Source organism: Streptomyces marispadix, assembly GCF_022524345.1.
Lineage (GTDB): Bacteria > Actinomycetota > Actinomycetes > Streptomycetales > Streptomycetaceae > Streptomyces > Streptomyces marispadix.
Genome location: NZ_JAKWJU010000002.1, coordinates 1,458,689 through 1,485,272, shown reverse-complemented (window position 1 = coordinate 1,485,272; position 26,584 = coordinate 1,458,689). Strand labels below are relative to the sequence as shown.

At 71.8% G+C, this 26,584-nt stretch carries 17 protein-coding genes and 1 pseudogene; 11 read left to right on the top strand and 7 right to left on the bottom strand.

The window, feature by feature from the left end; genetic code table 11:
* Nucleotides 1–29 precede the first annotated feature (29 nt).
* Nucleotides 30–1,610 (top strand): MFS transporter, encoded by a 1,581-nt coding sequence (locus tag MMA15_RS06380; protein WP_241058081.1) that lies wholly within the window; start codon nt 30–32, stop codon nt 1,608–1,610.
* Between the two features lie 84 nt (nt 1,611–1,694).
* Here MMA15_RS06380 and MMA15_RS06375 read toward each other — a convergent pair whose 3' ends face one another.
* A complete protein-coding gene (locus MMA15_RS06375; protein ID WP_241058080.1) occupies nt 1,695–2,513 on the bottom strand; it encodes an SAM-dependent methyltransferase in 819 nt (272 codons plus the stop codon).
* Between the two features lie 227 nt (nt 2,514–2,740).
* On the opposite strand from MMA15_RS06375, the gene MMA15_RS06370 reads away from it, so the two are divergent.
* Nucleotides 2,741–3,658 carry a MaoC/PaaZ C-terminal domain-containing protein gene (locus MMA15_RS06370; RefSeq protein ID WP_241058079.1) on the top strand — a complete coding sequence of 306 codons (918 nt, stop codon included), beginning with the start codon at nt 2,741–2,743 and terminating at the stop codon, nt 3,656–3,658.
* Between the two features lie 233 nt (nt 3,659–3,891).
* Here the strand turns inward: MMA15_RS06370 and MMA15_RS06365 are convergent, their stop codons facing one another.
* On the bottom strand, nt 3,892–5,751 hold the full coding sequence (locus MMA15_RS06365; protein WP_241058078.1) for a hypothetical protein: 1,860 nt from the start codon (nt 5,749–5,751) through the stop codon (nt 3,892–3,894).
* Nucleotides 5,752–6,136: 385 nt separating this feature from the next.
* Here MMA15_RS06365 and MMA15_RS06360 point away from each other — a divergent pair, with 385 nt between their 5' ends.
* From MMA15_RS06360 to MMA15_RS06350, 3 genes are read left to right on the top strand one after another with little or no spacing between them, the layout of a single operon-like run.
* Nucleotides 6,137–7,030, top strand: coding sequence for a Nif3-like dinuclear metal center hexameric protein (locus MMA15_RS06360; protein WP_241058077.1), 894 nt, complete (start codon nt 6,137–6,139; stop codon nt 7,028–7,030).
* A complete protein-coding gene (locus tag MMA15_RS06355) occupies nt 7,027–7,770 on the top strand; it encodes a zinc ribbon domain-containing protein (protein WP_241063035.1) in 744 nt (247 codons plus the stop codon). Before MMA15_RS06360 ends, MMA15_RS06355 begins: the two co-directional genes overlap by 4 nt.
* Nucleotides 7,770–8,993, top strand: coding sequence for a bifunctional RNase H/acid phosphatase (locus tag MMA15_RS06350; protein WP_241058072.1), 1,224 nt, complete (start codon nt 7,770–7,772; stop codon nt 8,991–8,993). The genes MMA15_RS06355 and MMA15_RS06350 overlap by 1 nt, the downstream gene beginning before the upstream one ends.
* Before the next feature lie 108 nt (nt 8,994–9,101).
* On the opposite strand, the gene eda is transcribed toward MMA15_RS06350, so the two are convergent.
* The 3 genes from eda to MMA15_RS06335 form a co-directional block, all read right to left on the bottom strand.
* Nucleotides 9,102–9,758: a bifunctional 4-hydroxy-2-oxoglutarate aldolase/2-dehydro-3-deoxy-phosphogluconate aldolase gene (gene eda / locus MMA15_RS06345; protein WP_241058071.1), complete on the bottom strand. Its 657-nt coding sequence runs from the start codon at nt 9,756–9,758 to the stop codon at nt 9,102–9,104.
* Nucleotides 9,759–9,857: 99 nt separating this feature from the next.
* The gene (yaaA, locus tag MMA15_RS06340) at nt 9,858–10,658 is read right to left on the bottom strand and encodes a peroxide stress protein YaaA (protein ID WP_241063034.1); all 801 of its coding nucleotides are present in this window, start codon (nt 10,656–10,658) and stop codon (nt 9,858–9,860) included.
* Nucleotides 10,659–10,834: 176 nt separating this feature from the next.
* Nucleotides 10,835–12,076, bottom strand: coding sequence for a PP2C family protein-serine/threonine phosphatase (locus MMA15_RS06335; RefSeq protein WP_241058069.1), 1,242 nt, complete (start codon nt 12,074–12,076; stop codon nt 10,835–10,837).
* 344 nt (nt 12,077–12,420) lie between these two features.
* On the opposite strand from MMA15_RS06335, the gene MMA15_RS06330 reads away from it, so the two are divergent.
* The gene (locus MMA15_RS06330) at nt 12,421–13,134 is read left to right on the top strand and encodes a zinc metalloprotease (RefSeq protein ID WP_241058067.1); all 714 of its coding nucleotides are present in this window, start codon (nt 12,421–12,423) and stop codon (nt 13,132–13,134) included.
* Between the two features lie 128 nt (nt 13,135–13,262).
* On the opposite strand, the gene MMA15_RS06325 is transcribed toward MMA15_RS06330, so the two are convergent.
* Entirely contained in the window at nt 13,263–16,154 is a 2,892-nt protein-coding gene (locus MMA15_RS06325) for a type 1 periplasmic-binding domain-containing protein (RefSeq protein WP_241058066.1), read from the bottom strand.
* Nucleotides 16,155–16,941: 787 nt separating this feature from the next.
* Between MMA15_RS06325 and MMA15_RS06320 the strand changes: the two are divergent.
* The 5 genes and pseudogenes from MMA15_RS06320 (at nt 16,942) to MMA15_RS06300 (ending at nt 25,583) form a co-directional block, all read left to right on the top strand.
* Nucleotides 16,942–17,993: pseudogene (locus MMA15_RS06320) on the top strand (DUF2637 domain-containing protein).
* A 399-nt stretch (nt 17,994–18,392) separates the two neighbouring features.
* The gene (locus tag MMA15_RS06315) at nt 18,393–18,776 is read left to right on the top strand and encodes a CU044_2847 family protein (RefSeq protein WP_241058065.1); all 384 of its coding nucleotides are present in this window, start codon (nt 18,393–18,395) and stop codon (nt 18,774–18,776) included.
* A gap of 93 nt (nt 18,777–18,869) precedes the next feature.
* Entirely contained in the window at nt 18,870–20,972 is a 2,103-nt protein-coding gene (locus tag MMA15_RS06310) for a VMAP-C domain-containing protein (RefSeq protein WP_241058064.1), read from the top strand.
* Between the two features lie 23 nt (nt 20,973–20,995).
* Nucleotides 20,996–22,000 carry an AAA family ATPase gene (locus MMA15_RS06305; RefSeq protein ID WP_241058063.1) on the top strand — a complete coding sequence of 335 codons (1,005 nt, stop codon included), beginning with the start codon at nt 20,996–20,998 and terminating at the stop codon, nt 21,998–22,000.
* A 4-nt stretch (nt 22,001–22,004) separates the two neighbouring features.
* Entirely contained in the window at nt 22,005–25,583 is a 3,579-nt protein-coding gene (locus MMA15_RS06300) for an SAV_2336 N-terminal domain-related protein (RefSeq protein ID WP_241058062.1), read from the top strand.
* Nucleotides 25,584–25,664: 81 nt separating this feature from the next.
* Here the strand turns inward: MMA15_RS06300 and MMA15_RS06295 are convergent, their stop codons facing one another.
* Nucleotides 25,665–26,393, bottom strand: a complete 729-nt coding sequence (locus tag MMA15_RS06295) for an LppU/SCO3897 family protein (RefSeq protein WP_241058061.1) — start codon at nt 26,391–26,393, stop codon at nt 25,665–25,667.
* Between the last annotated feature and the right edge of the window lie 191 nt (nt 26,394–26,584).

The window sequence follows — 26,584 nt, the reverse complement described above, 5'->3', positions numbered from 1 at the left end:
TGTGAGGGCGGCTGCGAACATGACAGGCGATGACAGACAAGACCGCTTCCTCGCCCGGCGCCGCCGGACCGGACCCGGCCGCCAGCAAGCACGGCGCCGCCGGGCCACGCCCCGAAGCCCCCGCCCGGCTGTGGGTCGTCGTACTCGCCGCCTGCGCGGGGCAGTTCCTCGTAGTGCTCGACGTCTCCGTGGTCAATGTCGCGCTGCCGTCGATGCGCGCGGACCTCGGCATGGACGCCGCCGGGCTGCAATGGGTGCTCAACGGCTACACCCTCGCCTTCGCGGGCCTGATGCTGCTCGGCGGGCGGGCGGCCGACATCTACGGCCGGAAGCGGACCTTCCTGGTGGGGCTCGCCCTGTTCACGGCCGCCAGCGTGCTCGGCGGCCTCGCGCAGCAGCCGTGGCAACTCCTCGCGGCCCGCGCCCTCCAGGGCACCGGGGCCGCCGTGCTCGCGCCCGCGACCTTGACGATCCTCACCACGGCATTTCCGCCGGGCCGCGCCCGTACGCGTGCGATCGCGACCTGGAGCGCCGTCGGCGCGGGCGGCGGGGCAGTCGGCGGACTCGTCGGCGGTGTGCTCACCGACGCACTGTCGTGGCGCTGGGTGCTGCTGATCAACGTTCCCGTGGGCGGCCTCGTGCTGCTGGCCGCCGCGGTGTGGGTCACGGAGCGCAGGGACGCCACGGCCGCGCGCCGCCTCGATCTGCCGGGCGCACTGCTGGTCACCCTGGGGCTGAGCGCGCTGGCCTGGGCGATCGTACGCACGGAGGCGGTGGGCTGGACCGCGCCTTCGGTGCTGTGGCCGCTGGCGGCAGGGGCCGTGCTGCTCGCGTGCTTCACGGCCGTCGAGGCACGTACCCGTGCGCCGCTGGTGCCGCTGCGGCTCTTCCGCAGGCGAGCCGTCTCGGCCGCGAACGGGACGATGTTCATCTGCGGCGGCGCCCTGTTCTGCATGTGGTACTTCATGTCGCTCTACATGCAGAACGTGCTGCACTACACGCCGCTGGAGGCCGGACTCGGCTTCATACCGCAGTCGTTGAGCATCGTGCTGGGCTCCAAGGCCGCGCCCAGGCTGATGGCAGCGTTCGGTGCGCGTGCCGTAGCGCTGGCGGGCGTCGTGCTGGCGGGTGCCGGATGTCTGTGGCAGAGCGGCATGCACGCGGGCGGCGGCTTCCTCGACACGGTCACCGGGCCCGGCGTACTGATGGCCCTGGGCGGCGGCATGGCAGGCACGCCGCTGGCCTCGGTCGCGATGTCGGGGGTGCCGCACTCGGACGCCGGGCTGGTGTCCGGTCTGTTCAACACCGCGCGGACGATGGGTGGTTCACTCGGACTCGCGGTGTTCTCCACGGTCGCCGCGTCCCGTATCGGGGAGGGCACCGACCCGGAGACGCTGGCCGCGGGCTACGGGCTGGCCTTCCGCAGCGCAGCGGGCGCGCTGGCGCTGTGCGCGCTGCTCGCGCTGTTCGCCCTGCCACGGCAGGGACGCGAGGGCGCGGGAGGCGAGGCGGAGGACGCCACGGGGGCGTCCGCGCACGAGACGCCCGACGCCCCTGAGAGGCACGAGGCCCCTGGGACGCCGAACTCTCGCCCACGGACGGCACGTTGACGGCAGACGCGGTCGCTCACTCGCGGTGGCTCGCTCGCGGGCGGTCGCTTCTTGAGCCGTCGGGCCCGCCCGGCCGAGGCCCGTTCACGGCTTGCGGCCGACGCCTCCGAAGGCCGCCGCGTCCGCGGACTCGTCCGCGTCGACGTCCGGGCGCCAGCGGTTGATGCGCACCAGGCCCGGCGGTACGAGTTCCAGCCCCTCGTAGTACGCGCGGATCTCCTCCGGGGAACGCAGCACGTAAGGCACGGCCCCGGAGTCGTTGTAGTCGTCCTGCGCCGCGTTGGTCTCCGGGTTGTCGTCGACGCCGTCGTTGTGCGAGAGGTAACTCCCGGACGGCAGGTGCGACATGAGGGCACGGACGATGCCGCAGGCCTCCGCGTGGTCCCCCACGTGCCCCAGCACTCCGCTGAGGATGAGCGCGACCGGCCGCGACAGATCGAGGGTCTCCCGCGCGCCGGCGATCACCGCTTCCGGGTCCCTCAGATCGGCCTCGATATAGGCCGTCCTGCCCTCGGGCGAGCTGGTGAGCAGCGCATGGGCGTGTACGAGGACGAGGGGATCGTTGTCGACGTAGACGATGCGGGCGTCAGGCGCCTCCCGCTGTGCCACGTCGTGTGTGTTGTCGACCGTGGGCAGTCCCGTACCGACGTCGAGGAACTGGCGTACGCCTGCCTCCGCCGCCAGATAGCGGATGGTGCGCACGAGGAAGTACCGGGAGGCGCGGGCGAGTTCGTCGATCCCGGGGAACGCCTCCCGGTACTGGTCGCCCGCCTGGCGGTCGGCGGCGTAGTTGTCCTTGCCGCCGAGCCAGTAGTTCCAGATGCGTGCCGAGTGCGGGACGCTCGTGTCGATCTCACCGCCGCCGTGCGGGACGGCTCCCTGAGTGTTTCCCTGAGTGCTCAAGACTCCCCCTCCTGATTTTCCGTATCGGTCCTCGATGCCCCTCCGTACGGGGTTCCTCCGTACGGGCCGGACCGGGCGGGCCCCGAACTCCCCCCGGGCCCCGCCGACTTGCACGCATTCTTCACCCCAAGGCGACGGATCGGCCATGGGCCCGCGCCTTCCCGCCGTCCCAGGGGGCCTCTCGCGCACCTGGCTATCCTCCGCACGTGGAGAGGAGCTGACGAACGATGCCGATCGACGTCGAGCGGGCGCTGTCCGCCGAACCCAGCAGCACCCGAATCACCTGGGGACACAAGGACGTTCAGCTTTACCACCTCGGAATCGGCGCGGGCGTACCCGCGACAGATCCGGGCGAGCTGCGCTACACCCTGGAGAGCAGGCTGCACGTGCTCCCCAGCTTCGCGACGGTGGCGGGCGGCGGCATGGGCGTCGTGGGCGGTCTCTCCGCGCCGGGAATCGACGTCGACCTCACTGCCGTGCTGCACGGCGCTCAGAGCGTCGAGACGCACCGGCCCGTACCGTCCGGAGGCAGCGCCACCCAGACCTCGTCGGTCGCGGCCGTGTACGACAAGGGGAGCGCGGCCGTCATCGTGCTGCGTTCCGAAGCGGCCGACGAGGACGGCCCGTTGTGGACGTCGGAGGCGCAGCTCTTCGTGAAGGGCGAGGGCGGATTCGGGGGCGAGCGCGGCCCGTCGTCCCGGCGCGGAACGCCCACGCGGGCGCCGGACTTCGAAGTACTCCGCGGCGTACGCGAGGACCAGGCGCTGCTCTACCGCCTCTCCGGCGACTGGAACCCGCTGCACGCCGACCCCGAGTTCGCGGCCCTCGCGGGTTTCGACCGGCCGATCCTGCACGGTCTCTGCTCATACGGAATGGTGCTGAAGACCGTGGTCGACACCGTGCTCGGCGGCGATGTGACACGTGTGCGCAGCTACGGCACACGCTTCGCCGGTGTGGTCTTCCCCGGCGAGACGCTTCGCGTACGGATGTGGCGGGAACCGGGCGAAGCCGACGAAGGCGCGGGGGCCGCGGACGCGGGCGGCGGCGCCGGAGCGGAGCGTGCCGGGCGGGTGCTGCTGTCCGTCACAGCCGTCGAACGGGACGACGCACCGGTGCTGACCGACGCCGTCGTCGCACACCGCTGAAGCCGGTCACTCCGCATCGTCGTCCTGAGGACGCCGGTGGCGGCCGTGCGGATGCCCGCCGGAGTCCTCGGAACCGGCGGCCCGCCCCCGGTGCCTGCCTGAGCCGATCGATGCCTGACTGCTGCGCGTTTCGGTCCCGGTCTGGTTCTCGGGCTCGGACATCGCGGGATGACTCCGTGGATCACGTCGCTGCTCGTTACCCGACCAGAGTCTCACGGCGGAACGCCGCCTGATCAGGCGGTCCTTGCCCGAACTGCCGCGTCGTGGAGGGCAGTTGCGAGCGGGGCGTCCTGTAGCGGCACCGGCTTGCGGCGTACGCACGGCTCGGCGGATTCACCACCGGCGGGCTGTGCCGCAAACGGCGACGAGGGTTCCGTGCCGGTGAGTCGGCCGTCCGGGGCGCCGACCCCCGCCGGGCTTACGGCATTCACCGCGTCGGTGGCGGTGCCGGTGCCGGTGGCGGTCCGGGTGCTCGCGGCGGCCCGTGCCCCGGCGCCCGCGGCGTTCACCGGTGGTCCTTGCGCCTCGGGGGGCCCGGCACCCATCGCCTCGGCACCCTGGCGCTGCGAACCGGCGCCGCCTGCCGCGGTGTTCGGCATGGGCAGCCGCAGCGCCCTCTCCCGCACCGGCGCTACCGGCACCTCCGCGGGAAGCGCCCCGGGATGCACGGCGGACGGCACGGGCCTCTCCGCGGTCCCGTTCACCAACCCCCCTGGTACAGCGCCCTCTTGACCCTGCTCGCCGATGCCGGTTCCGGAGCCTGCACCCGTGCCTGTCCCGGTTGCGGTCCCGGCAACGGCCCCGGCCCCGGCTCCCCCTGCCCCTCCCGTCGGCGCTCCTTCCGCTTCCCTCTGTGCTCGCTCCGCGCCGACACCTTCCGCTACGGGTCCCCGTGAGTCAGCGTCCGACCCGTCGTCCGGGACCTCCCGCGCGACTTCGGGCGTGCCGCGACGCGCCTCCGGTCCCGCCGCGTCCCCCACGACCGCGCTCAAGTCCACACCCGCGCCCAGGCTTTCGCCCGTACCCGTACCGGTGACCGTCGCCCCCGCGTCGGCGTCCGCGCTTCTCCCCCTCATCCGCAGCCGTGCGAGCCCGCACGGAGCGTGCGCGGTGGCGCACGGCAGGCGCAGCTCGCCCTCGCGTGTCCAGACGCCCTTGCCCGGCAGCCAGCCTCCCGGGGCACGGAAGCGCCTCAACTCCCTCTGCATCGGCCGCCATACGCCGAGCCACGCACCACCGGCCCGCGCCCCCGTCGTCTGCCCGTGCAGCGCGACCGCGCAGCTCTCGGGCAGCAGCATCTGACCCGGCTGCACGGCGAACGGCGTCAGCAGCGCGTCCTCCGGGTGCAGCGACTCCGGGAAGCGCACCGGCCGATGGGAGCCCAACACGCCCCAGCCCAGCCGGAATTCACCCGGCGCATCCGACCGCACGATCAGCAGGCCGCTGTCGGCGTCGGCCAGCATCAGCCGGTCGTCGCTTTCGTCGGTGATCTGGAGCAGCGGGCTGACCTCGCCCCCGCGGCTCAGGTCGACGGCGACCGTCTTCGTACGGCCCGTGCCTCCCGTGTCCGTACGGTCCACGGCGAGCAGTCTGCCGTCGCGGTCCAGCCAGGCACCGCCCCCGCAGCGGCCCGGGACCTCCGCGACCGGTTGCGGGAGGCCGTCGCCACCGCCGGCGACCAGCCATACGCGGGTGGAGTGCTCGCCCGCGGTGAGCGCGTACGCCCGCCGCCCGCACGGCGCGGGCGGCAGCAGCGTCAGCCTCTCCGACTCCACGGCGCCCAGGGGGAGTTCGCCGGTGGTCGGCCCCGTCGGATAGAGCAGTGCGAGCTTGTGTGCGCCGTCCTCGCGGCGGGCGATCAGGACCCTTCCGTCGGTCAGCGGCAGCACCTGGCTGTCGCTCTGCTCGGGCCGTGCCCCGGGCAGCGGGACCGCGTACGGCTCGGGGCCGTCGAGGGTCCAGCGCTCGGGGAACCAGCCGTCCTCCGCGGACGCGTTGAGCCGCGCCGCGTAGGCGCCGTCGGCTGCGATCGTGAACGTGGAGTGCCTTGCCGTCCGTCCGGCCGTCGCGCTCTCGGGGGCACAGGCAGTCATAGGTCGATCACCTCCAGTGAGGGAAACCTAGGTGCCGTACTGCCGGGCCAACAACGAGAGTTCGGACCGTTCACGCGGATGAGTGGCGGATGTGCGAATCGTCTGCGCGAGCCGTCGGGCGTGTGCTGCGCGCCCGCTCCGAGGCTCCCGTCACACGGCCGTAAGAGCGCACGTACGACGCTCGTTGCCGCAGCCGCAGCCGCAGCCGCAGCCGCAGCCGCAGCCCGGCCGAGCCCCGCACGCTCCCTCCGCCCGCACGCCCCCAGCACACACGCGCCCCACACGCGCCCGCCACGGAAGTCGGCCGTCGACCTCGCGCCCTCCGCGTCCTCCGGTGGGGCGGTGACCGGTCGGCACGGGCAGGGCGGAAGGTAGCCTTTCACCCGTGCCAGCACTCTCCGAAGTCATCGCCGCGCTCGACGCCCTGTGGCCCCGTGAACGGGCCGAGCAGTGGGACGCCGTGGGCACCGTCTGCGGTGACGTCGGCGATCCGGGCGCCGAGGTCGACCGGGTCCTCTTCGCCGTCGATCCCGTGCAGGAGATCGCCGACGAGGCCGTGGCGCTCGGCGCCCAACTCCTCGTCACCCACCACCCGCTGTATCTGCGGGGCACCACGACCGTCGCCGCCGACACCTTCAAGGGCAAGGTCGTCCATACGCTCATCAGGCACGGCGTCGCCCTGCACGTCGCCCACACCAACGCCGACACCGCCGACCCCGGCGTCTCCGACGCCCTCGCCGGCGCGCTCGACCTTCGCGTCCTGCGTCCACTCGTACCGGACGCCACCGACCCGGAGGGCCGCCGCGGCCTCGGCCGCATCTGCGAACCGCCCCGCCCCATGCGGCTGTCGGAGCTCACGGAGTGGGCCGCCGCCCGGCTGCCCGTCACCGCGCAGGGCATCCGCGCCGCGGGCGACCCGGACCGTACGATCCGCACCGTCGCCGTCTGCGGAGGCTCCGGAGACGGGCTCTTCGACGAGGTTCGCGCCTCGGGCGCCGACGCCTATCTCACGGCCGACCTCCGCCACCACCCCGCCTCCGAGGCACGCGAGCACTCGCCGCTCGCGCTGCTGGACGCCGCGCACTTCGCCACCGAGTGGCCGTGGTGCGAGCAGGCCGCCGCCCAGCTCGACGAGGTCTCCGACCGGCACGGCTGGGGCCTGCGCACCCATGTCTCGCACACGGTCACCGACCCCTGGACCGCACACGCGGCGTCCGCGCACGCCGCACCGCCCGACCCCAGCGCCTACGCCGACATCACCTCAGGAGCCCCCAACTGAACGCCGCGCCCGCCGATCAGATCCGACTGCTGGACGTCCAGGCCCTGGACACGCGACTGACGCAGCTCGCACACAAGCGCAAGAACCTGCCCGAGCACGAGGAGATCCAGTCGCTGGAGGCGGACCTCGCCCAGCTCCGCGATCTGCTCGTCGCCTCCCGTACGGAGGAGAGCGACACCGAACGGGAGCAGGCCAAGGCCGAATCCGACGTCGACCAGGTGCGCCAGCGCGCCGCACGTGACCAGAAGCGCCTCGACTCGGGCCAGGTCACCAACCCGAAGGACCTGGAGAACCTCCAGAGCGAGATCGCCTCCCTCGCCAGGCGCCAGGGAGACCTCGAGGACGTGGTCCTGGAGGTCATGGAGCGCCACGAGGCCGCCGCCGAGCGCGCCGCGGAACTCGCGCAGCGCGTCGAGGCCGTACAGGCCAAGGCCGAGGACGCCGTCGCACGGCGCGACGAGGCGCTGCGGGAGATCGACGAGGAGTCGGGGTCGGTGCGCGAGGAGCGGCGGACCACGGCCGGTTCGGTGCCCGAGGACCTGCTGAAGCTCTACGAGAAGATCCGCGAGCAGCAGGGCGGCGTGGGCGCCGCCCGGCTGTTCCGACGCCGTTGTGAGGGCTGCCAGTTGGAGCTGAACATCACCGAGCTGAACGAGGTGCGCGAAGCGCCCGAGGACGCCGTGCTGCGGTGTGAGAACTGCCGCCGGGTCCTGGTCCGTACGCCCGAGTCCGGGCTCTGATGGCGGCCGGGGGCGGCGTGCGTGCGGGCCGCGGTTTCGTCGTGGAGGCGGACGGCGGTTCGCGCGGCAATCCGGGACCGGCCGGCTACGGCGCGGTCGTACGGGACGCCGAGAGCGGTGAAGTGCTGCGTGAGACGGCGGAGTTCATCGGCATCGCCACCAACAACGTAGCGGAATACCGGGGGTTGATCGCGGGACTGCGTGCCGCATACGAGCTGGACCCGGGTGCGTGGGTGCGGGTGCGCATGGACTCCAAGCTCGTGGTCGAGCAGATGTCGGGGCGCTGGAAGATCAAGCACCCGGACATGCGTCCGCTGGCCGCCGAGGCACAGCGCATCTTCCCGCCGGAGGCGGTCGCAGGCTACGAGTGGATTCCACGTGCGGAGAACAAGCACGCGGACCGCCTCGCCAACGAGGCGATGGACGCGGGCAAGCGGGGCGAGGAGTGGTCGGCGGCGGTCTCCACCGCCGAGCTGGACGCGGCGGACGAGACGGCACGGGCGGGTGCGGGCGTCGGCGAGGGACCGATACGGCCGGTGCCCGTGAGCGATGACGCCGCCGAGACGGCCGCCCCGCAGAGCGGCTGGGGCCCGGACCTGGGCGCACCCACGACGTTCGTACTGCTGCGCCACGGAGAGACGGCGCTCACTCCCGAGAAGCGCTTCTCCGGCAGCGGCGGCACCGATCCCGAACTCTCCCCGGCGGGCTGGCGCCAGGCGCACGCCGCCGGTGAACTGCTCGCCGCACGCGGCACGCTCCAGGCGATCGTCACCTCGCCGATGCGCCGCTGCCAGGAGACGGCGTCCGCCGTCGCCGAACGCACCGGGCTGAAGGTACGTGTCGACGAGGGCCTGCGGGAGGCCGACTTCGGGGCCTGGGAGGGGCTCACGTTCGCCGAGGTGCGCGAGCGCTACCCCGACGACCTGGAGAAGTGGCTGGACTCTACGGACGCCCGCCCGACCGGCGGCGGTGAGAGCTTCGCGACGGTCGCGGAACGCGTCGCCGTGACAAGGGACCGGCTGCTGGCCCGCTACTCGGGCAGGACCGTGCTGCTGGTCACTCATGTCACACCGGTGAAGACGCTCGTACGGCTGGCGCTGGAGGCACCGCCCATCGCGCTGTTCCGCATGGAGCTGTCGGCGGCCTGCCTCTCGGCGATCGCCTACTACGCGGACGGCAACGCGTCGCTGCGGCTGCTGAACGACACCAGTCACCTGCGCTGAGGGCACCGGGGCCGAGCTTGCGGGGGGCGTAAGGGGGCCGGGGCCGGGCCGGGTCTCCGTACTCACCGTGCGGGTGCGCCCGCCGCGCACGGGCCTATGCGTAGGGTCTCAGCCCCGCAGGGCCGCGGCGCCCTCCGCGAGCCGCCGGACCCGGGACCAGTCACGGGCGGCGAGCGCATCGCCCGGCACCATCCAAGTGCCGCCCACGCAGCCGACGTTGGGCAGCGCGAGATAGCGGGGCGCCCGAGCCGCGTCGATGCCGCCCGTCGGGCAGAAGCGTGCGCGGGGGAGCGGCGAGGCGAGAGCACTGAGGTAGGGGGCACCTCCGGCGGGCTCCGCGGGGAAGAACTTCATCTCCGTCACCCCCCGCTCCAGCAGGGCGATCACCTCCGACGCCGTGGAGACGCCGGGCAGCACGGGCACCCCGCAGCCCCGCATCCCCTCCAGCAGCCGGTCCGTCCATCCGGGACTGACGAGGAAGCCCGCGCCCGCGTCCACGGCCTCCTCCGCCTGCTCGGGGGTGAGTACGGTGCCCGCGCCGACGACGGCTTCCGGCACCTCCTCGGTGATCGCCCGGATCGCGTCCACCGCCGCGGCCGTACGCAGCGTCACCTCGACGACCGGCAGTCCGCCCTCGACCAGTGCGCGTGCCAGCGGTGCGGCGTCGGCGGCGTCGTCGAGTACTACGACGGGGATCACGGGCGCCAGGTCCAGCAGCGAGCCGGAACCTGAGGGCGGTACGGAGCCGGCGGGGGAGGGAGCCATGGCGGCATCCTCTCCCCGTAGGAACGGGATACGCAACGAGCGTTGCGCACCATGCAATTGGGCTGTGGGTGATCGCCGGACTGCCCCTGCCTCGGCGGCCTACAGCTCGGAGACCACCACGTCCACCGCCCGCGGCCTCCCCGGCTTCCGTCCCTCCGGCGGCTCCTCGACCACGTAACCGAGTCCGCGAACGGCGTCGACCAGTGCCGCCGGGGTGGCGGGCGCCGTGCCGCTCTCCAGCAGGGCCCGCACGATCCGGCCCTTCGTCGCCTTGTTGAAGTGGCTGACCACGGTGCGCTTCTCGACGCCGTCCACCACGGACGACTGCAACACCCTTACGGTGACGGTGCGTTCGGCCGTCTCACCCTTGGGCCGCCACATCTGCGCATACGCCGTCGAACGCAGATCGAGCACCGGGCCCGTTCCGGCCGCCTCCGGCAGCGCCGCCGCCAGGGGCTCCCGCCAGTGGGCGCTCAGCGCGCCGAGGCCCGGCAGCCGCACGCCTCCGGAGCAGCGGTACGGAGGGATGCGGTCCTTGACGCCGACCGCGCCCCACAGGCCCGAGAAGACCAGCAGCGACCTCGCCGCCCGCCGCTTGGCCGCGGGGCTGAGCGTGGCCAGGCCGAGCGCGTCGTAGAGGACGCCGGTGTAGATCTCACCCGCGGGCCGCGCGGGCGCCGAGCGCAGAGCGGCGTTCCTGGCGATCTCGCCCCGCAGGCCCTCGCTCAGCCCCAGCACCTCCCGGGCCTTCTCCTCGTCGGCGGAGCAGAGCGTCACGAGTTCGTCGAGGACCCGCTCCCGGGCCGGGGCCAGGCCCGGCAGCGACAGCGCGTCCGGTTCGAAGGGGCGTCCCCTGCCTCCGTCGGCCTTGCCCTCGGACGGTGGCAGCAGCACGAGCACGGCGGTCTCCTCGGGTACGACGGGTACGACGGGTACGACGCCGAGCAGCGTATGGGGTACGGGCCCCGGGAAGCACACGGGGAGGCGGAGCGCGGCGGTTCCGCCTGCGCCGGATCGGGCGGGGCGCCCCAGCCGGACGTCGACTGCCCCCGGCGGCACGCGAGTTCGCAGAACGGTCAGAGACTGATGATGACCAGGGCGATGTCGTCGGCGGCGCCCTCCATGACGCCCATGCCGGCCAGCACCTCGTCCGCGACCTCCTCGGCGTCGCCGCCCGCGCAGGAGGCCAGGACTTCGGTCAGCCGGCCGATGCCCTCGTCGATGCTCTCGTCCCGGCGTTCCACCAGCCCGTCGGTGTAGAGGATCAGGCAGTCACCGGGGTCGTAGTGGGCTCGGGCCTCCGGCCGCGGCTCGTGCTCGGAACGTGTCGCCAGCGGCGGGTCCGTGGCCTGGTCCAGCAGCTCGCAGTCACCGGCCGCGTGCATCAGCACGGGCGGAAGATGCCCCGCGCTGCTGTAGGTGATCGTCTGCCGTCCGCTGTCGACCCTGACTTTCACGGCGGTCGCGGACTGCGCGCCCTCGACGGAGTTCGCGTACAGGCCGAGGATCTGAAGCGCCCGCGCGGGGCTGGCCGTGGCGCGCATGGCGGCGTTCAGCGCGCTGCGCAGCATCCCCATCACCCCGGCCGCCTCCAGGCCGTGTCCCACGACGTCACCTACCGCGGCCGTGAACCCTCCGACCTCCGGCACATCCGTGACGTCGTACCAGTCGCCGCACACATTGAGCGTGCCGACGGCCGGGAGATAGCGCACGGCGACTCCGGCGCGCGGAAGGTCGGGCGAGTACAGCAGCGCTTCCTGAAGCGTGAGCGCCACCCGGCTCTCACGGTCGTGCGCCATCCGCAGCTCGTCGTTGAGGGTCTCCAGCTCCTGGGCGCGGGTGTAGATCTCCGCCGCCCTGCCCTCGTGCCGCTGGGGCGCTTGTTCCTCGGCGCGGGCGCTCCGCCGTGCGTGTACGAAAGCGGTCACGTCCTCGACGCGGTGGATGACCCAGACGACGTTGCCGTCCCCGTCGAGCACCGGGGTGTTGATCGGCGACCACCAGCGCTCCTCGAAGACTCCCGGGCGGCTGGCGACGGGGATGTCGTACTTCACCGGCGCCATGCTGTCGACCCTGCCCCCCTCCACGGCTCTCAGCAGCGACGACCTCAGCTTCTGCACGCCCTCCGAGACGGCTTCCCGGGGATTCGGCGGGAACGCGTCGAAGAAGTACTGGCCCAGCAGGCCCTCGCGGGAGCGCCCGGTCGACCGCAGATAGACACGGTTGACGTCCCGGATGACCAGATCCGGGTCGAGCACCACATAGGGGCTGGGCAAGGCCGCGAAGATGGCGGCGTAGTCGATCTCCGATCCCGTCACCGGCTCCTGCCAAGTTCGATGTCGGCTGGTCCCTCCAATCTACGAACGGCGGCGGCCGGTCGCCTGCGGTGCACGGCCGTGCGGGGTCCGCGAACCCGTACCCCGAGGCTGGTCCTGGAAGGCATGTGCCCGTGGATGCCCCGTCATGGGCATGACGGGCGCAAGCCATGGGCAGCAATCAACCGATCGGGAAGAAACCGGGCGAAACGCTGCCGAAGGCCCGACGCGCCCTCGCGCCCGCCTTCCGCCGCCCTCACCGCTTCTCACCCCGCCGCCCCGGGCTCCTGCTCGGACCCGGGCTCGGCATTACCCCCCTCGTACAACTTCACAGGAGCGGATCAGCCATGAGCGACATGCTGAGGACAGGTGCCGCGGCCGGTGCCGCGATCGCCGTCATGTGTGCCTTCGGAGTGACGCCCGCCGGCGCCGCTCCGCCGCGGACCCTCGCGGGCACGGGCTTCCGGGTGGCCGAACGTCTGGGAGTGACCTCGGTCAGCCCCTCGCGTACGTACACCGTCACCTTCGCCTCCGCACGGCTGAAGAAGCGGTACACCCCGTATCTGACCGGGGCCGTCACACAGATGAGGGCGGCGGGGGTGCGGATCGTCCTCGGAGGAGTGGAGCGTGTGGACCCGGCCAGATGCCCTCCGTGGGGGCACATCCAGTACACGCAGACCTACCGGCCGCTGGGCCGGGGCGGCTACAGCAAGGGCCTGCCCTGCCCGCACCCCGCGAAGGGCGTCGCCTCAGGCGGAGTGGTGACCATGGACAGCGAGTACTTCGACGGGACCTGGCACATGGCACCGCACGAGCTGCGCAACACCTTCGTCCACGAGATGCTGCACACCCTCGGCCTCGACCACCCCAACCTCGACCTGGACGGCGACGGCGAGGCCGGGCGCTACGAGTGCGCCACGGGCCCGGACGGGGTGAAGCCTGTGATGTGCTCACCCAACGGCGGCTACGCGGACGCCGCGGGGGCGGGACGGCTCACGCCCTTCGAGGAGCGGGCGCTGCGCGCCATGCTCGCCAACGCCCGTGGCGCCGGGGCGGATTGACCCCCGACGACGCCGGGCGCCCCTGCCGCACCCCGGACCCGGCCGCGCCCCCGACCCCGGCCCGGCGGTCTTACGTCACCGTCCTCCACGTCGGCTTGCGTCACCGTCCTCCACACGCCGGCTCCGGTTCAGCCGTCCGCCGGACAAGGATGAGCCCCGCCCGGCCCCCAGCGGCTCACGGGCGGCTCGTTCTCCTTGAACGCACCGCAGTGCAGGGCGACTTCGGGCCCCTTCGCCGTGGCGTGAAGAATCGTGATCGCCTTGTCCACCGGCGGCCTGGAACCGTGCAGCTCGGGGAAGCGGATGGCGCCGCTCGCGCCCTGGAAGGCGATCTCCTCGTCCAGCTTGGCCTTCACCAGATCCGTGTACGCCGTGCCGGTGGACGACAGCGCGTCGTCCGCCGCCGTCGACAGCACCTTCAACGCGTCGTGCGCGAGGGCCACATGGCCGTCGTTGAGCCAGGGGTCGTCCGCCGTGTAGTTGTCGACGTACTCGCGGAAGAGCCTGTCCGCCTGCCCGTTGCTGTCCGGATGCCGCTCCGGCAGCACATGGACGCTGTGATACAGCCTCAGCCACGGCTCCTTGTACTTGCCGCGCAGCGCCGTGCTGGTCAGCTCGTTGCTGCCGAGGACCGTGAGCTTCCGGGGCAGGCCGCCGCAGCCGGAGTCCGGTCCGTAGGCGTTGACGAAGGCGGAGAAGTTCCTTACGCGGGCCGCCCAGTAGACCACCGTGCGCGGTTCCTGCCGGATGCGTTCGCATACGGTCTTGGCGACCCCGACGGGTGTGTAGCCGCCGCCCTCACCGCCGCCCGCCAGCGGCAGCCGCTCCGCGCCCTCGCCGAACTCCCCGGCGAACTTGCGGCTCATCTCCTCGCTGAACAGATCGCCGGGCTCCTCGACCACCAGCGCACGCCTCGCGTACTCGCACTGCCCGCCGTCGTCGGCGACGACCCGCTCGGAGTGCGCGAAGGACGCCGCGATCCGCGATTCGCGGCCGTTGTCGGGCGACATGGGCCGGTAGTAGGTGAGCGCCTTCCCCGTCCGCGGGTCGCGCTGCATCGCGTCGGCTGTCGCGGTCGTACCGATGGACGGCACCTGCCCCTCGTCGAGCACGGCCGCCGCCTTACGGGTCTCGCGACGGCTCTCGGAGAAGCCGACGACGCCGATCACGGTCCGGTGGTCCTCGCTGTCCTTGTAGCGCTCGGCCTCCTTCACCACGCGGCGGGCCTCCTCCTCCGCGTCGGCGAAGTCGCGCCCCGTGTCGCGGACGTCGACGTAGAGCCGCACCCGGTTCGCGCGGTCCTCGACGGCCTCCTGGTTCAGCCTGCGCTGGGCCAGCAGCAGACCCCGCAGTTCGGGTACGGCCCCGTTGTCGATGGCCTCCTCCGGATCGGAGGGCACGGTCGCGCCCAGATATACGACCCTGCGCACGGTGCTGCGGCTGTGCTCGTCGGCCTTGCGCTCCGAACGCACGGCCTCGTCGTTGAGCTGGCGGATGTGCTCGACGACGCTGTCGTACTGCGTGCGTGCGGTGTTCTTCGCCGTGGCGTTCGCGGGCAGCGGCTCGGGAACGTGCGCGCCCTTCACATATCGGCCGTCCCAGCAGGCGGTCCCGGCGTCCTGCCCCGGCCAGGGCAGGAACGCGGCCAGCACCGCCAACAGCGCGGCGCCGACGGCGACTTCGGCGGCGATCTCCGACGACGCCGTGATGCCCGGCCAGGGGCCGCCGGGCTCGACGCGGGTGACGAAGATGCCCTCCTCGTCGAAGTTCTGCGACGGCATCGGGATCAGCAGCGGCAGCGCGAGCGCCTCCGCGTCCTGCACGGGCGCGAACAACTCGGCGCCGTGCCGCAGGTTCTGGCAGCGCCGCCAGTCCTCCTCCTGGTACGCCGCAGCACAGCCCGCCGCGGCCACCAGCAGCGACGCCCTGCCCGGAGCGGACGCGGTGTTCCTCAGCGCCCGCAGGAAGCCCCCCGCCGCGTCCGCCCCCGGCTCGCCCGCCGACGGCAGTTCGAGCAGCATCACCCGCCTCGTACGCCGGCGGCGTGCACGCGGACCGAACCTGCCGGGCCCCGCGTCCCGCAGATCCGCCAGCAGCGCACGCAGCAGCAGCTCCTCAAGGTCCCGGTGCGCCGCCCGCGCCGCCTCCTCGTCGTCCCGGCCCAGCCGCTCCGACTGACGCGTCAGAAGCTGAGCGACCTTCTCGAATACGGACTCGCCGGTCCTGCCCATCCGCCGCCACTGCTCGTACCAGTTGTGCTTCGAGCGCAGCAGCCGCCGCGTCCACCACGAGGTCCAGCACCAGCGCGGGAACCGGTAGAGCACCGACTTTCCGAACAGCGCGACCAGATCGCCCAGCCACGCCAGCGGGCCCGAGAACTGGACGTCGGAGAAGCGGGCCAGCCAGTGCAGCAGCCCGCCGTCGGCCTCCTCCGCGCGCAGACTGTACGCACGGTCGCGCAGCTCCCGGCCGCTCGGCACGGGGTCGTTGGGGCGCTCGCGGATGCCCTCGGTGAGGTCCGTCATCAGGCGCAGATTGCGGTTCGGCAGCGGCGTGCCCTTGCGGGGGGTGTTCGCCCGCAGCTCCTCACCGGCCCTCAGGGCCAGATATCCGGTGCCGGGTACGCCTGTGCCGGGTACGCCTGTGCCGGTCGCACCCGTGCCGGTCGCGCCGGTCGCGGGCGTGCCCGGTCTGCCGCCCGCGCCGGGCCTCAACCTCGCATACGGGGCGAGGCGTTCGCCGGCGGCGGCGTCGAAACGGTCGAAGACGCCCTCGCGGCTGTCGTCCCTGTCGCGTGTCCCGTGGGCGCCCCGCCGGCTCCCTCCGTCCCGCCCGTGGGAGCCTTCGGGACCGTCGGTGATGTCACGGCCCGTGCGCCCGCCGCGGGTGAGCGTGTCCTCCAGCCCGTCGAGCGTCCGCTCCGCGCGCCGTGCGGTGCTGTGTGCGTCCGTGCCCGTGGTGTCCAGCACCAGGACGGGCAGTACGTCCTCGCGCAGCGCCCGCCGCCGGCTGCCGGGCACCACCGCTTCCTTGAACCTCCGCAGAAAGGGATCCGACCCCTCGCCGTCCGGAAACGGCCGCCGCCATCCCCGTGCCCCCCGACCGCCGTCGTCCCCGCCCCCGTACATGGAAATCCCCCAACAAGCCGTGACTGTGCGACAAACCGTGACTGTGCGAAAGGCCGTGACCCTGCGCCGCCGCGACCTCGCGCTGCGAAGTCAACACCGCTTCGGGCCCGTGCGTGCGCCGTGTTACTGAAACGAATTACTGAAAGGAAGTCGGGAGCGCAAGGCGGGAGTTGGGCGCGCGGGCGGGCGCGGTGGCGGGCGCGCGGCGGGTATCCACCCCGGCCCCACGCACCGGGACCGAGGCGTAAGGAACGCAGCCCGCATCGATCTCGTGGCCAGGTGTGTCGGCCTCCTGCCCCGGGGCACCCCGTGGCCTGGGGCCAGGCCACAGGCGACGGATTCCAGGCCCAGACGGGCCGCAGCGCCCCGACGGTGAGGGAGAACAAGTCGGCCTGTGCGCAGGGCACTTGGGGAAATCCCTGCTGCCCCGGTGAGCTGACCAGGCCCCGCGGGACCCAGGGGTACATCGCACAACTGCCCTTGTTTCGCTGAGGAGTTCGGGAACAAACGCCCAACTCGCAACGGGCGCCCCTCGTCAGTGTGCACTTGAGCTTGATCCACGTTAGTGTGCCGGGTCCTGCATCGGGATGCCTCGGTGCTGAACGGAAGCAGCAGGACGAAGCAGGCTGAGCAAGGCAGGTCGGGCAACGGGCGGCCGCGCCCGGCGTGGGGGCAAGGTATGGCAGAGACGGATATACCGCCGGGCTTGGTAGTGGGGGGCGCGGTGCTGCTGGCCGCCTCACTCGCGGCGGTCGTGCTGACGACACGAGGAAAGCAAGTGATCAAGCAGGCGCGCGAGGGCGGCAGTTCGGCCAACGACTCCTGGGAGCAGCTTGAACAGCGCCGCCGCGGCGCAAGGAGGCCGGTTACGCACTGGCCGCCTATCTGCTCCTCTTCTGCTGCGCGGCGGTCGCCGCCGCGCTCTCCTTCCACGGTCTCGTCGGCTTCGGCAGACAGAACCTGCGGCTGTCGGGCGGCTGGGAGTACCTGGTCCCGTTCGGGCTGGACGGCGCGGCGATGTTCTCCGCCGTCATGGCCGTACGGGAGGCGAGCCACGGTGACGCTTCGCTCGGATCGCGGCTGCTGGTATGGGCGTTCGCAGGCGCCTCCGCGTGGTTCAACTGGGTGCACGCCCCCCGCGGCGGCGGGCACGCGGGAGCGCCGGAGTTCTTCGCGGGGATGTCGGTGTCCGCTGCGATCCTCTTCGACCGTGCGCTGAAGCAGACCCGGCGTGCCGCGCTTCGCGAACAGGGCCTGGTTCCGCGGCCGTTGCCGCAGATCCGCGTCGTACGGTGGCTGCGCGCACCCCGGGAGACCTTCCGCGCCTGGTCGTTGATGCTGCTGGAGGGCGTACGCACCCTCGACCAGGCCGTCGAGGAGGTACGGGAGGAACGGCGCAACCAGGAGCAGGAACGTCTTCGCCGCCGAGAGCAGCACAGGCTGGAGCGCGTGAAGGTGAAGGCACTGGGCGGCCAGCAGCACTGGCGCGTCGGCCCCTGGCTCCAACGCGCGGCGCCCGCACCGGCCCCCGCGGAGGTCCCGGCCGGTCCCACCGTGCAGCCCGCCGCGCAGTTGCCCGCGCCGCAGTCGCACAGCGCGAGCCCGAGCGCGGGCTCGCGTGCGGGAGAGGACGCGGGAGCAGGCGTGCGGGGCGACGAGGGCGGCACGACCGGGCCCAGACTCGACACCCTTGAGGAGAAACTCGCCCAGATCGAGCGGCAGTTCGGCTGAGCGGCGCTGAACGGCGCTGAACGGCGAGGTGTGAATACGGATGCGGGGCCTGCCGGACGACGACGGGCCCCGCACCGCGGTCGAGGCCGAAGAGCCAGGGTGATTCGGCCCAGCTCGTGTGCGGTACGGCCTTGTGCCCTGCGGCGTTCAGCTTCCTCACGGCCTGCGCCCTGGTCAGTCCGGTACCACCCGTGACCGCGAACTCATGACACGCCCTTCGGTGTAGCCAGCGCGACGGCTCTGGTTGCGGGCCTCCGGCACCCGGCCACACACCCCCACCGCAAATCCCTTGCACAGTTCCACAAGCGGAAAGCTGGACTCCTGGTCGGGGCGCCTCAGCATGGTCCCCCGGCCGCACAAACGGCAGACGGGCAACGCGATCTTGGGCATGATGAGAAGGTGACGCAGTACGCCGAACTGACCTTAAGCGACGACACGGCCATACGACTTGAGTTGGAACCCGTAGGAGAGCTGCCGGCGGCCGAGACCAGTGTGGACGCCGATCTCCCCTCGGGTGTCGGCGGCGCCACCCCCGTCGGCCGCGGCACCGTTGCCGCGGTGACACTCGCGCGCGAAACGCTGCGCACCACGCTGCGACCCCTTGGTCCGCTTCTCCAGGAAGTCAACGACTCCCTCACCGCCGCCGGGACTCCGCCGGACGAAGTGACCGTCGAATTCGGTCTGACGGTGGGGCAGGACCTCAAGCTCGGCATCGTCGGAACCACCGGGAACGCGACCTTGAAGGTGGCTGCCACCTGGCGCCCCTCCACATCCCGGGGCTGACCCGTGGGAGGGGTCCATACGGCGCCACGGAACCCGCGGCCCCCGGCGGTTTCCCTGTTGAACCGCCTCGATGGGAAAGCGGTCGGCTCTGGCGTGCTTCTTCCCGGGGAGCACCTCCTCACCTGCGCTCACGTCGTCAACGACGCCGTGGGCAAGAGGCAGTTGAGCCCGGAAGACCCAGGGCCGGTGACCGTACGGGCGCGGGTGCAGAGCCCGCACGGCCGTCACGAGTGCGCAGCACGGCTCGATCTGTGGATACCGCCTGGACAGCCGGCAGGCGACAGGCCCCTGGAGTGGGGCGGCGACCTCGCCGTGCTGACCCTGCTGGAGCGCCTGCCCGAGGACGTACAGCCGGTGCGCTGGCATCCCATGGAGAAGGGACAGTCGGTGCGGGCATGGCACGGGGGCGGGACCGCCGCCTCGTACGCGGATGCCCGGGTGACCGAATGCGATGACAGCGTCGGGTACTTCGACGGCAGCCCCACCGGACTGGCGATCGACCACGGGTACAGCGGAGGCCCGTTGTGGTCCGATGAGTTGGGCGCTGCCGTCGGCCTGGTGGTGGCCTCGCTGACACCGCCGCCCGACCCGGACACCGGCGGCCCGATGCCGTTCTCCCCGCAGCAGGTGATCCGCCGCGGCTGGGGCATCCCCTGGCAGCGAATCCGTGCGGAGCTGACCGGGTCCGGCGCGCCGTACGTGATCGGGGGTACGTCTCCCGCTCTTTCGCCGGACCCCACCCTGCGTCCCCTCGTGGCGGCGGTCGCCCGGGTCCTTCCCACCTCGGAGGGCAGGGCTGAAGCGATGCGTATGGTCGCGAACCGATGCGGCTGCCGACTCCCCGAGGGTCACGCGCATTTGACGGTGGACGCCTTCGCGCGCTTCCTCACTTCGCACGAGCGCGCTCTGCCGGCGTTCGCCGAGGCGCTGCACGTCCTCCAGCCCGGGAAGGCGGCCGAAGTCCTCGCCGTGAGCCGCGAGTTGGAGCCTGGCACGCTCCTCTCCCCCGGAGAGCACGGTGCGCTCATGGCAGCGCTGCACACGCTGGCTCCTGCCGTGACGGCCCTGCTTCCGACGGCCGTCCGCGCCGCGCTGCCCCTGAGTCAGGTGCCCAACTCCTTGCTCCAGGGCGCCGGCTGGGGCGACGGCCCGGTGGTACGCATGGAGCGAGTCGAAGCGCTCGTCTCCCACCTGGAGGGGCTTCAGGGAGACAGCCGGGCGGTACCGAAGGCGACGTCGCTGGTCCCCGGACTGCTGCGCGTCGTCGAGTATCTGGCCGCGGTGTGCGACTGCGTACCGCAGCGGGAACGGCTACGGGAGTGGAACGCCCAGGTAGCAGCGCGCCTGGGAATCCACGACTCTGCGCTCGGCGAGCGCAGAGACGACGCCCGGGAATGGGCAGCGGCCCGGCAGCGCTCGGTGCCGCAGCCGCGCCTCCTCGTCCGGCTCGACCGCCACCACGCCTCCGGCGACGCCGATAGGTACCGCGTGCAGATGTGGCTGGACGAAGGAATGGGCCCGCGTTCCGTGTCGGACACCGCCGACCAGTTGCGGACCCCGTCTCAAATCGTTTCCGAGATCTTCCGGGTGCTGGGCCCGATGCACTCGACCGCGCCCGAAGCCGCCCGTCCGATCGTGGAGTTGCTCCTGCCCCGCGACGCGCTGGAACTCGCCGTCGACCAGTGGGAGTCGGCCGACTCCGACGAGATCGTGCCGTGTGTACTCGGCGCCGAGTACTCGGTGGTCATCCGGTGTCCCGAACTGACCGAGCGCTACGGCGACCGTTTCAAGACGGACTGGCAGCGGCGCTGGCGGCGGCTGGAGGACAGCGAGCCGCTCTGCGTCCGTGGCCCCGTCGCGGGCAAGCGGGAGACCTACGGGCTGCTGATGGACGAGCGGGACGCTGCCTGTGTGGTCGTTGACGCCGTGTCGCACCTCCGGCGCGACATCGTTGAACTGTGCCTGGCCATGCGTGTGCCGGTGGTGGTGTGGGACCGCAGGAAGCCGGACTCGGCACACGAACTACTCAAGATCGTCGAGGGCTGGGCCGGCCGAGCTCCTGAGCGCGTGCGCGGCTACCGGACGAAGACGCTCAGCTACCCGCAGCGCTACACCGGACAGCCAGTACTGGCATGGGAGAGCCCCGAAAGCCCCGTCCCGCTGCTGGATCTCGCCGACCCCTTGGAATCGTCATGACCCAGGACACAAACGGAGATTCGATGCGTCCGAACGACGTCCCTCCCCCGGAAGGAAACTGGAGGCTCTTCCGTGGAGACGGCGAACCGCGCGAGCCGGTCATGCCGCCTGCTCCGCCCTGGCGCCGCTTCACCGGCGTCCCGCGGGCGGAGGACCAGGCCGAAGCAGCCTCGCAGTCCCCGCCCGAGCCGCCTCCCGTGCCCCGCTATCTGATCTCGCCCAAGCACGCCGACGTGGTCAACGCGGCACTGCACCTTCGGCGGCCCCTGTTGGTGACGGGCTCACCGGGCACGGGAAAGTCGTCGCTCGCCTGGGCGGTCGCCCGCGAACTGGGGCTGGGGGACGTCCTGCGCTGGCCGATCAACAGCCGGTCCACCGTGCAGGAGGCTCTCTACCGCTACGACGCGGTCGGACGGCTCCGTGAGACCGCGCTCCAGCGTGAACAGGGCGAATACGGGCCCGGCATCGGCTCGTTCGTACGTCTCGGACCGCTCGGCACCGCGCTGGCCCCCCGGTCCCGTCCGCGGATTCTTCTGATCGACGAACTCGACAAGGGCGACATCGACCTGCCCAACGATCTGTTGACGGTGTTCGAGGAGGGGGAATTCGAGATCCCCGAGCTGGCGCGGCTGCGCGAGGAGGAGTCGGCCATCGACGTCGCCACGGACCACGCCGGGGAGACGACCACGGTGGTACGGGGCAATGTGCGGTGCACCGAATTCCCCGTGGTGGTGATCACCAGCAACGGCGAACGCGACTTCCCTCCGGCGTTCCTGCGCCGCTGCGTACCGCTCCAACTGCCCACGCCCGACGAAGAGATGCTCCGCGCGATCGTGACAGCACACCTCGGAGCAGGCGTGCTGGCCGAGAGCGAGGACCTGCTGGAATCCTTCCTCCAGCGCCGCGCGCCGGGAGAACTCGCCACGGACCAGTTGCTCAACGCGGTATTCCTCCGTACCAGTGGAGCCGACCTGTCCGCGGACGACCTGCTGGACTCCGTACTGCACCAGCTCGGCGGGACGGTCTGATCCCATGCCGGAAGCGGAGACCGGGCGGCTCGGCGAGACGCTCTCGATCCTCGGCCTCAGCGGGGTCGACCTCGACCAACAGGAGCTGCTGGACGTCCTGTGGCTGGCCCGCATCATGCCGACGGACGGCTCCGAGGCTCCGCTCGCCCAGGAAGTCGCGGGCGGAGCCGGGGACTTCGCGAGCGGTGGGCAGCTCGGTCCCCTCGACGTACCGTCGCCGCCATACGACTCCGCCACCGGTCCCTCCCGCTCCGAATCCCGCGGCGACCTGCATTCGACGGCTCAGAGTGCGGCGCACACACCCCAACAGCCCGTACAGGACGAGCAGTCGGGGGCGGCACCGCTGCGAGTGCCGGGAAACAGGGCGCTGCGGTCCGAACTGCGTCTCACACGGGCTCTGCGTCCGCTGAAGCAGAGGCGGCCGAGCAGCCTGCGCTACGAGTTCGACGAGGAGGCGACCGTCTCCGCTCTCGCCGACACCGGACTGCCGGATGTGCGTCTACATCCCGAGCGGGAACGGTGGTTCAACCTCGCGCTGCTGGTCGACGACGGCATGTCGATGCTGCTGTGGCAGCGCCTGGCCACCGAACTGCGCACGCTGACACAGCGGTTGGGTGCCTTCCGCCTCGTCGACACCTACGGCCTGCACACCCGGGGTGAGCGTGCTCCGATGCTGCGCGCCCGTCCGTTCCGTAGGGATGCGACGCTGCTGCACCCGCGGACGGCGGCCGACCCGTCCGGGCGGACGCTGCTGCTCGTGCTCAGCGACGGAATGGGGGCGGCCTGGCGGGACGGCCGGATGCACGAAACCCTTGCCGACTGGGCCCGATGTGGACCCACCGCTGTCGTACACGCCCTGCCGCCCCAGATGTGGGACGGCTCGGGCATACGGGCGGCGGAATGGCGGTTGACGACTCGGCGGCGTGGTGCTGCGAACTCGGAATGGCATGTGTACGACCCGGTCCTCCCCATGGACCCGGCCGACCGCAGCCCCGGCTACGAATTCGCCGCAATCGGCGGGGTTCCCGTGCCCGTGCTGGAACCCGCCCCGGGCTCCATGGGCGTCTGGGCCGGATTCCTCGCCTCGTCGGGCGCAACAGCACGGCTCTCCCTCCTGCTGTCGCCGACGGTGGCGCGGCGGCGGCGCGACGAGGGCGGCATCGGCACCGGAAGTGCGCCCTCCGCCGCGCGCGAACCTGACAGAGGACTGCACCGCCTCCAGCACTTCCGCGCTGCGGCGTCCCCCGAGGCGTACCGCCTGGCCGCCCATCTGGCCGCGGTCTCGCCGCTGTCCGTTCCGGTCATGCGACTCGTACAGGAGGGCGTCCCGTGGCCCGCCCGCACATCTCATCTCGCCGAGGTCTTCCTCGGCGGACTCCTCGGTCTCGTGGAAGGGCAGCGCAGCGACGGGGAGCTGCCGCAGCACCATGTCTTCGACTTCACCGACGAGGTCCGCAGCGCCCTACTGGATGCCGTGCCGACCGCGGAACTCCTCGCCACGGGGCGCCGCATCAGCGCCTACCTGGAACAACTCCCGTCCACCGCCCCCGACTTCGCGGCCTGGCTCGCACACTCCTCCGGCACGGCCCGGCTCGTACCGAACGCCCGCCCGTTCGCCTCGGCGGGACCTCGTCTCGCAGCGCACTTCGGCACGGGTACGGATACGGACACAGGCACGGATACGGGCGCCCCCGCCGACGCGGAAGGTCCGGGGGAGAGTACGGCAGAGGGCCCGTGGGAGGCGCCCCCGGAAGCCCCGCCAGGGTTCCCGGCGGAGGCGGTGCCGCCCGCAGAGGCCCACGAGGACGAGGACGACGACGCCAGGGCCGCGAGACTGGCGGGCTGGGTGCCGCTCCGCGAACGGCTCACGGTGGGCCCGTACACCTTGACCAGCCAGCACGCCACTGCGGCGCGAGCTGCCACGTACCTCGGATACGACAAGGAAGGCAACTGGGCCGTCGTAAAGACGCCTTACCGCGACGACGTTTCCGCTTCCGAACGAATGCTCCGCACCGAAGGAGAAGCCCTGTCGCGCATGGCGGGTACGTACGCACCGCGGCTTCTCACCATGGAGACGGCCGAAAAGCCTCCCGGCGTCGCCGACGCCTGGCGGCCGGACTCCATCTGGCTCGCCCAGGAGCGACTGACGGGGAACGGCCGCAGCATGGCGCTGACCTTGCAGCAGTACTTTCACGACCGCCAGTTCGCCCCTCTTTCCACCGCACTGGCCGTCGAACTCGGTCAGCACATCAGCAACGCCGTCGCTCACTGCCACCGCAGCGGAATGATCCACGGAGATCTGACCCCCAGCACGATTCTGCTCACCGGCGATCACCGGGTGGTGGCGCTGACCGGCTGGACATCCGCTCTCATCGGTGGGGTCGAAGATCCGCCCGCCGAGCAGCGGATGACCGTTGCGGACAACATTCGCTCGCTGGGCGTGATCCTCAGCGAGCTGTCCACGTGGGAGGAGGAGAGCTGCCGCGAGATCCGCGAGGTCGTCGACGAATGCAAGCGACCAGGCGGTTCGCACCCCACGGCACGACATGTCACCGAGACCTTCGCCCGGTGGTCGGATCGGAGGACGCCGGTCCTGCCGGACGCGGGGCGGCCGAACCTCGAAGGGCGTACGCCCCGCCCGCAGAGTCCGGCGCCGACCACCAGATTCCGCCTCGGCAGCAGGAGGAAGCGGGAGGAGGAGCGGGAGCGGAAGCTGAGCCTGATCCGTACACCGGTGATGACCTGCTATCGCATCGCGGTGATCAGCCTCAAGGGCGACGTGGGCAAGACGACGACCACCACGGCGCTCGGTTCGACGCTGGCGCTGGAGCGGCAGGACAAGGTCATCGCGATCGACGCGAACCCGGACGCGGGCACCCTCGGCCGTCGTGTGCGGCGCGAGACGGGTGCGACGATCCGCGACCTGGTGACGGCGATCCCGTATCTCAACAGCTACATGGACATCCGCCGCTTCACCTCGCAGGCGGCGTCCGGGCTGGAGATCCTGGCGAACGACGTCGACCCGGCCGTCTCCACGACCTTCAACGACGACGACTACCGCAGGGTCATCGACATCCTCGGCAGGCATTACCCGATCATCCTCACCGACTCGGGCACGGGCCTGCTGTACTCGGCGATGCGTGGAGTCCTCGACCTCGCCGACCAGTTGGTCATCATCTCCACGTCGTCCGTGGACGGTGCCAGCAGTGCGAGCACGACGCTGGACTGGCTGTCGGCGCACGGCTACGGGGATCTGGTGCAGCGCAGCATCACCGTGATCTCCGGTGTCCGCGAGACCGGCAAGATGATCAAGGTCGAGGACATCGTGGCCCACTTCCAGACGCGCTGCCGCGGTGTCGTCACCATCCCGTTCGACGAACATCTCTCCGCGGGTGCCGAGTTGGACCTGGACATGATGCGTCCCAAGACACGCGAGGCGTACTTCAACCTCGCGGCCCTCGTCGCGGAGGACTTCGCACGTCAGCAGCAGGAGCAGGGCCTGCGGCCGGGGAAGGGCGACGACCCGCCCTCGCCGACGGCCCCGCCGCTGCCCGGCCGGCGGGGGCGGCCTCCGCAACCCTGACCAGGCTTCAGGCTTGCACTCTTCGGACTCCACGGGCGTCCGTCAGTTGGGTCCCCTTCAAGCCCGTCAGTTCAGTTCCCGTCAGTCGTAGATCGTGGTGCAGAGCAGCGTGTCCCCGTCGTCGACCTTCCACGCCCAGTACCGCGTCTGGTCGCCGGGGGTGCGCGTGCAGTCGTCGGCCGTGGCGCCGACAGGCGCGTCGTAGACGCCGGTGATCTGCATGATCTGGTTGTAGGGGACGGGGACTTGCTCGTCCGTGCACTCCACCGCCGTCATCGAGCCCAGGGAGATCTGCGGGCTCGCGCCGCTGCCCGACTGCTTGCCGAGCAGGCAGTAGTTCTTCCGGTAGATGCGGGTGAGGCAGAGGACCCTGGTCTCCCCGCCGCCCGAGGGCTGGTAGGACCAGTACGAGTGCCCCGTCCCGGACTTGCAGCTACTGGTGTACGTACCGGCCTGGGACACGCGTACGGTCGCGTCCGAACTGTCACAGGACACAGGGGCGGACGGCATCTCGCTGCTCCAGTCCACGGTGGTCTCCCCGCCCTTGCCCGTGTCGTAGACGCTGAGGCAGTCGCCCGACGAGACGTCGTCGAACGCCGAGGCGGTCGGGTCGGGAGGTGTCGTCGAACTGGCGCCGGAGCCCGGGTTCTCGTACGAGCCTCCGCTCGAAGCGCTGTAGGAGGATGAGGGGGACGTGGCCGGCGTGGCGTTGTTGTCCGAGCCGCCTGTCAGCAGGTACGGCAGGAGCCAGACGAGCACGCCGAGCCCGAGGAGGGCGCAGACAGCGAGGACGACGACGATGACGGCCACGTTGTTGCCGTTGGGAGGGCCTGGCTGAGCAGGGCCGAAGGAGCCGGGGGCCCCGGGCTGTCCGGCAGGTCCCGGTGGGCCCGGCACGTGGCCGGGAGGGGGACCGGGCGGCGTACCGGGTGGGCCGAACTGCCCAGGCGGACCGAAGGAGTTGCTCATGTGCTGCCCCCGTGCTCACTGCATTGTCGTCG